Source organism: Streptomyces sp. NPDC002324, assembly GCF_053593335.1.
Window position 1 is genome coordinate 21,724 of the sequence record NZ_JBSFCF010000068.1, and the last position, 6,248, is coordinate 27,971.

Below are 6,248 nucleotides of genomic sequence, written 5' to 3' on the forward strand. Positions count from 1 at the left end.
TGGGCGGCGCACACCCGGACCATTCGGTCGCTCCCGGCCGGAACCTATTCGACCTTGGCCCAGTCGAGCGTGCGCTCCACCGCCTTCTTCCAGCCCGCGTATCCTTCCTCGCGCTGTTCCTCGGACCACTGGGGTTCCCAGCGCTTGGACTCCTGCCAGTGGGTGCGCAGTTCGTCCGTGTCCCGCCAGAAACCGGTGGCCAGACCGGCGGCGTAGGCGGCGCCCAGCGCGGTGGTCTCGGCGACGACCGGGCGGCTGACCGGGACGCCGAGGACGTCGGCCTGGATCTGCATGCACAGGTCGTTGGCCGTCACGCCGCCGTCGACCTTGAGCACGTCGAGGTGGACGCCGGAGTCCTGCTCCATGGCCTCCACCACGTCGCGGCTCTGGTAGCAGATGGATTCCAGGGTGGCTCGCGCCAGGTGGCCGTTGTCGTTGTACCGGGCGAGGCCGACGATCGCGCCGCGGGCGTCGGAACGCCAGTACGGGGCGAACAGGCCGGAGAAGGCGGGGACGAAGTAGATCCCGCCATTGTCCTCGACGGTACGCGCCAGGCGTTCGCTCTCGGCGGCGTCATTGATGATCTTCAGCTGGTCGCGCAGCCATTGCACCGCGGAGCCTGTGACGGCGATGGAGCCTTCGAGTGCGTAGATCGCCGGGCTGTCGCCGAATTGGTACGCCACGGTGGTCAGGAGGCCGTGCTGGGACCGCACCAGTTCCGTGCCGGTGTTGAGCACCAGGAAGTTGCCGGTGCCGTAGGTGTTCTTGGCTTCGCCGGGCGCGTAGCAGACCTGCCCGACGGTGGCTGCCTGCTGGTCGCCGAGCACACCGGTGATGGGGATGGCCGCCCGCAGCGGCCGGGACGTACGGGTCTGTCCGAACGCCTCCGCGTGGGAGGACGGGTTGATGGTGGGCAGCATCGCCCGGGGAACGCCGAAGAAGCCCAGCAGCTCGTCGTCCCAGTCGAGGGTCTCCAGGTCCATCAGCATGGTGCGGCTGGCATTGGTCACGTCGGTGGCGTGGACGCCCCCGTCGGGGCCGCCGGTGAGGTTCCACAGCACCCAGCAGTCGGTGTTGCCGAAAAGGGCATGGCCCTGCTCGGCCGCCTCGCGGACTCCGTCGACGTTCTCAAGGATCCACTGGATCTTGCCGCCGGAGAAGTACGTGGCCGGCGGCACCCCTGCCCTGCGGCGGATGACGTCGCCCTGGCCCGAGCGGTCCAGCGCTGCCGCGATGGAGTCGGTACGGGTGTCCTGCCAGACGATGGCGTTGTAGTAAGGGCGGCCGTTGCGCGGGTCCCAGACGACGGTCGTCTCCCGTTGGTTGGTGATACCGATGGCCGCCAGGTCCTCCGGCGAGAGGTTTCCGTGCCGGAGCGCGTTCTGGATCACCGAGTTGGTGCGCTCCCAGATCTCCACCGGGTCGTGTTCGACCCACCCCGAGCGCGGGAGGATCTGTGAGTGCTCCAGCTGGTGCCTCGCCACCTCGTTGCCTGCATGGTCGAAGATCATGAAACGGGTGCTGGTGGTCCCTTGGTCCACCGCGCCGACGAAGTCCGCCATGGGATGCCGCCTCTCCTTGGGCTCTCCCTGGGCAGCCGGATCACGGCAACCCCGGGAGCCGGTCAGCTCGTGTCAGCTTTCGTCCGGGGCCGGCACCCGTCCGGGGGGCTCCGGCTCGGCGGTCGGCAGGAACCGGCCGATGAAGAACTTGTACAGGCCCGCTCCCAGCAGACCTCCGATCAGCGGACCGACGATCGGCACCCAGAAGTAGAGGTGCCCGTACTGATCTCGCCACGCTCCGCCGTACCCGGTGAAGAAGCTGGCCAGCCGGGGACCGAAGTCGCGTGCCGGGTTGATCGCGTAACCCGCGTTGGTGCCCCAGGCCATACCGATGGCCACGACGATCAGGCCGACGATGAACGGCGCCAGGTTGGCGCCGGGGGGTGTGTTGAGCAGGTCCGTGACCGCCAGGATCAGCAGCAGCAGGATCGCGGTGCCGATGATCTGGTCGCGGAGTGCGCCCCAGTCGCTGACCGGCAGGTTCGTGTTGCCGTTGGCGGGCAGCGTGGAGAAGACGCCCTGCGTCTTGATCGTGTGGGTGGGATCCGCCTTCGCCAGCGCCTCGGTGTAGTTCCACCGGACGATCAGGGCTGCCACGAAGGCGCCGGCCGTCTGGGCCAGCGCGTAGGGAGCCACTTTGCTCCACGGGAAGCCCTTGAACGCCGCCAGCGCGACGGTCACCGCGGGATTGAGGTGAGCACCGCTCAGCCTCGCCGCGACGTAGACGCCCAGGGTGACGCCGAGGCCCCAGGCCCAGGCGATGCTGTCGTGGTTTCCCAGGCCGCCCGCCGGGTCCGTGAGGGCCCCGCCGGCGACTACCTGAGCCACCACACCGCACCCGAAGAGGATGAGGATCATGGTGCCGGCGAATTCTGCCGAAAGCTCGCCGACCAGCCCTGATCTCTTGAGCCGCTCAGCCATGGGTGCCCGCTTCCCGCCGGCCCGAGGACCGGCCGTCGACTGCCCCGAGTACTCCAGAGATCACTGTAAGGCCGGCCAGAGCCATGCGCGCGCGAGGCGATATTGCCCGCTGCCCGGCCGGGGATCGGAAGTCCGCCCGTGTGGTCCGGATCGACAAGGCGGTGCCCGTCGGGCTCGACGTCCATCTGGTGCCGGTCGAGTTGGGCTCTCGTCACCCCGGAGCCACCGTGGTTCGAGTGTGTGGGACGAGAGCCCAGAAACGATCAAGGGCCTCGTCTCACACGATGTGATCCAAGGCCCTGACCTGCTACGACAGTCCACTGAACTGTCGGGACGACAGGATTTGAACCTGCGACCCCTTGACCCCCAGTCAAGTGCGCTACCAAGCTGCGCCACGTCCCGGTGCGCTGTCCGCGGTGAACCGCGTGATCGCGCAGTGAGAACTTTACCGTACGTCGGCCCCTGCCCCGCAGCCGGTGGGAGGCGGGGGACAATCGAGGGATGAGCGGGACAGCGGAGGACGGGACGACGGCGTGGGGGCGGGACCGGGACGAGGAGGGGCGGGCGCGCAGCGCGCGGCCCCGGGACGGGCTGGGGCGCCCGCTGCCGTACGGGGCGCCGGGGGTCGAGCGGCAGCCGGAGGGGGTGGTGCGGGAGCCGGAGAAGACGGTCGTCGAGGCGCAGGCACTGCTGGACGCGGGCAAGCCGTTCCACGCGCACGAGGTCTTCGAGGACGCCTGGAAGTCCGGGCCCGACGAGGAACGCGCGCTGTGGCGGGGCCTCGCCCAGCTCGCGGTGGGCCTCACCCACTCGGCGCGGGGGAACGTCAAGGGCGGGGCCCTGCTGCTGCGGCGCGGGGCCGGTGCCGTCGAGGAGTGGGGGGCCGGGAGCGGACGGCGGCAGCCCTACGGCGTCGATCTGGCCGGGGTCGGGGCCTGGGCGCGGCGGCTGGCCGGCGTCGTGGAGCGGGAGGGCCGTGCGGTCGACGCGCGGGCCTGGGCCCCCCGGTTGCGCCGCGCGCACCCGGCACCGGAGTCCTCCGCGTCGGGCCCCTCAGCGGAGCAGTAGCTGCAGGCCGCCCACGATCGTCGCCGCGATCACCAGCTGTTCGAACAGCTTCTGGTTGATGCGGTTCACCGCCCACTTGCCGAGAAGGGCGCCCGGCACGACGAACAGGGCCAGGGCGGCGTCCAGGAGCAGGGAGTTCGCGTCGATGAGGCCGAGGCCCACGCTGAAGGGGACCTTGGAGACGTTGACGATGAGGAAGAAGAAGGCCGACGTGCCCAGGAAGCCGAGCTTCCGGAAGCCAGCCGAGAGCAGGTACAGGGACATCACGGGCCCGCCGGCGTTGGCGACCATGGTGGTGAAGCCGCCGAGGACGCCGTACGAGCGGGCCTTGACGCGGCCGGCGCGGGTGGTGACGGCGTCGGGTTCGTCGTCCTTGTCGGCCGTGCGCCGGCGCCGGATCGTGACGGCCGCCATCAGCAGCAGGATCGCGCCGATCGACGTGCGCACGATCTGGTCGTCGGCCCGGATCAGGAAGAGCGTGCCGAGGACGACACCGGCGCCGACCGCCGGGAAGAGCTTCCACAGGGTCGGCCAGTGGGCGTGCCGCCGGTAGGTCAGGACGGCGAGGACGTCCCCGACGATGAGGATCGGGAGCAGGACGCCGGTCGAGGCACGGGCGGGCAGGACCGCCGCGAAGATCGCGAGACTGACCGTGTTGGCGCCGCTCACGGCGGTCTTCGAGAAACCGACGAGCAGGGCCGCGAAGGCGAGGGCCGCGAACTCGGCCGTGGACAGGTGCCAGAGAGTCATCGTGTTCATGCGGGGTCCGATGCTATGCGCACCTATCGGCGCGCGACAGGACCGTCTCGCCAGTCGATCCCGCTCTCGCCCCGGTTCGGGATCCGGCCGTGTCCCCGCCGCCCGGTGGCGGGTTTCGCCCCGGACGGCCCATGGACCATCGTCCGACGGGCTGGCAAGATCCCCCGGGTACCTTCACCGACGTAGTTGGAGGAGTCATGGCCGACTCGCGCGAGCACAGCTTCGCCGGTACGCGGGGCGGTGTCACCGCACGGGAATGGCCGTGCGAGGGGGCGCGCTACGTCGTGCTCCTGGTGCACGGCTACGGGGAGCACATCGGCCGGTACGAGCATGTGGCCGATGCCCTGGTGCGGCACGGCGCGGCCGTGTTCGGCCCCGACCACATGGGGCACGGCAGGTCGGCGGGCGAGCGGGTGCTGATCGAGGACTTCGAGGCCGTGGTCACCGATGTGCACGCGGTGGAGGTGCGGGCCAGGGCCGCGTATCCGGGTCTGCCGGTGGTGCTGATCGGCCACTCGATGGGCGGTCTGATCGCCGCGCGGTACGCCCAGCGGTACGGCGCCGGACTCGCCGCGATCGTGCTGTCGGGGCCGCTGATCGGGATCTGGGAGCCGCTGCGGGCGCTGCTCGCCCCGCCGGAGGTGCCCGAGGTCCCGCTCGACCCGAAGCTGCTCTCCCGGGACATGGCGGTCGGCGCCGCGTACGCGAACGATCCGCTGGTGTGGCACGGCCCGTTCAAGCGGCCGACGCTGGAGGCGATCGACCGCTGCCTGGCGGCGATCTCGAAGAACGGTCCGGTCGACGCGCTCCCGCTGCTGTGGCTGCACGGCGACGACGACCGGATCGTGCCACTGTCCGGCAGCCGTACGGGCATCGAGGAGTTCCGGGGCGCCGACTGGACCGAGCGGGTCTATCCGGGCGCCCGGCACGAGGTGTTCAACGAGACGAACAAGGGCGAAGTGCTCGCTGACGTCAAGGAGTTCGTGGACTGCGCGCTGAGGCGCTGAGCCGCTGCCGTACGCCGCGTTTTCACGCGTCCGACCTGGGCACCCGCACCGGCATGGAGTGGTTGCGGAGAGCGGCCTGCGTGGGAGAGGACCCCGAACTGTTCTTCCCCGTGGGCACCACAGGGCCGGCGCTCGACGACGTCGCCGCCGCCAAACGTGTCTGCGGCCGCTGCCCGGTGCGCCGCGAGTGCCTGAACTGGGTGCTCGGCAACGGGCAGACGGCCGGCGTGTGGGGCGGCATGGGCGAGGAGGAGCGCACCGACCTGCTCCGCAGAGCCGGGAGCGCCGATGCCGCCCGGCACGAAGCGTTGGCCGGTATGCCCGGATGAAGCGATGAGGAGTACTGCGCGATGACGATGGTGAGGAGCACACTTCCCGAGTCCGCCCGCCGGATCGCGGGCGAGGCGCTGCAGGAGAGCCTGGTGGATCTGCTGGGCCTCTCGTTGATCGGGAAGCAGGCCCACTGGAACGTGGTGGGACCGAGGTTCCGTTCGATCCACCTGCAGCTCGACGAGGTGGTGTCCACGGCACGGACGTTCGCCGACCAGGTCGCCGAACGCGCGGCGGCGATCGGGGTGGCCCCGGACGGCAGGCCCGAGACCGTGGCGACCCGGTTCGCCCTCCAGGGGCCGAAGGACGGCTGGCTGCGGGACACCGAGGTCGTACGGCTGCTGGTGGAGGCACTGGAGACGGCGATCGGGCGGCTGCGTGAGCGTATCGACGTCACGGAGGAGGCCGACAAGGTCACGCAGGACCTGTTGATCTCCGTCACCTACGAGCTGGAGAAGCAGCGCTGGATGTTCGAGGCGGAGAACTGGCCGCGCGAGGACTGACCGGCGGCGGGCGGCGCCTGCGCGCTCGCCCGCCTGCTCGACGGTCCCGGGCCGCCGGGGGGGGGGGGGGGCGGGCGGGGGGGGGGGCCGCCCCCGCG

General features: G+C 70.8%; 7 protein-coding genes and 1 tRNA gene. 4 read left to right on the forward strand and 4 right to left on the reverse strand.

From position 1 onward, the window contains the following. Positions 1-44: 44 nt before the first annotated feature. The 3 genes from glpK to ACWCRJ_RS43220 all read right to left on the reverse strand — a co-directional run bounded on the left by glpK (position 45) and on the right by ACWCRJ_RS43220 (position 2,885). Positions 45-1,562: a glycerol kinase GlpK gene (gene glpK, locus ACWCRJ_RS43210; protein WP_450944466.1), complete on the reverse strand. Its 1,518-nt coding sequence runs from the start codon at positions 1,560-1,562 to the stop codon at positions 45-47. Between the two features lie 72 nt (positions 1,563-1,634). Continuing rightward, positions 1,635-2,483 carry an MIP/aquaporin family protein gene (locus tag ACWCRJ_RS43215; RefSeq protein WP_450944467.1) on the reverse strand — a complete coding sequence of 283 codons (849 nt, stop codon included), beginning with the start codon at positions 2,481-2,483 and terminating at the stop codon, positions 1,635-1,637. Positions 2,484-2,811: 328 nt separating this feature from the next. Continuing rightward, positions 2,812-2,885 (reverse strand) — tRNA-Pro (locus tag ACWCRJ_RS43220). Positions 2,886-2,984: 99 nt separating this feature from the next. Here ACWCRJ_RS43220 and ACWCRJ_RS43225 point away from each other — a divergent pair. Then, positions 2,985-3,551 (forward strand): DUF309 domain-containing protein, encoded by a 567-nt coding sequence (locus tag ACWCRJ_RS43225; RefSeq protein ID WP_450944468.1) that lies wholly within the window; start codon positions 2,985-2,987, stop codon positions 3,549-3,551. On the opposite strand, the gene ACWCRJ_RS43230 is transcribed toward ACWCRJ_RS43225, so the two are convergent. After that, on the reverse strand, positions 3,537-4,310 hold the full coding sequence (locus ACWCRJ_RS43230) for a sulfite exporter TauE/SafE family protein (RefSeq protein ID WP_450944469.1): 774 nt from the start codon (positions 4,308-4,310) through the stop codon (positions 3,537-3,539). The genes ACWCRJ_RS43225 and ACWCRJ_RS43230 overlap by 15 nt on opposite strands. 197 nt (positions 4,311-4,507) lie before the next feature. On the opposite strand from ACWCRJ_RS43230, the gene ACWCRJ_RS43235 reads away from it, so the two are divergent. The 3 genes from ACWCRJ_RS43235 to ACWCRJ_RS43245 are packed head-to-tail and all read left to right on the forward strand — an operon-like array spanning position 4,508 to position 6,150. Then, positions 4,508-5,317: an alpha/beta hydrolase gene (locus tag ACWCRJ_RS43235; protein ID WP_450944470.1), complete on the forward strand. Its 810-nt coding sequence runs from the start codon at positions 4,508-4,510 to the stop codon at positions 5,315-5,317. A 53-nt stretch (positions 5,318-5,370) separates the two neighbouring features. Next, complete coding sequence (locus ACWCRJ_RS43240) at positions 5,371-5,646, forward strand: WhiB family transcriptional regulator (RefSeq protein ID WP_450944471.1); 276 nt, start codon at positions 5,371-5,373, stop codon at positions 5,644-5,646. A 21-nt stretch (positions 5,647-5,667) separates the two neighbouring features. After that, on the forward strand, positions 5,668-6,150 hold the full coding sequence (locus ACWCRJ_RS43245) for a Dps family protein (protein WP_450944472.1): 483 nt from the start codon (positions 5,668-5,670) through the stop codon (positions 6,148-6,150). The last annotated feature ends 98 nt before the right edge of the window (positions 6,151-6,248 follow it).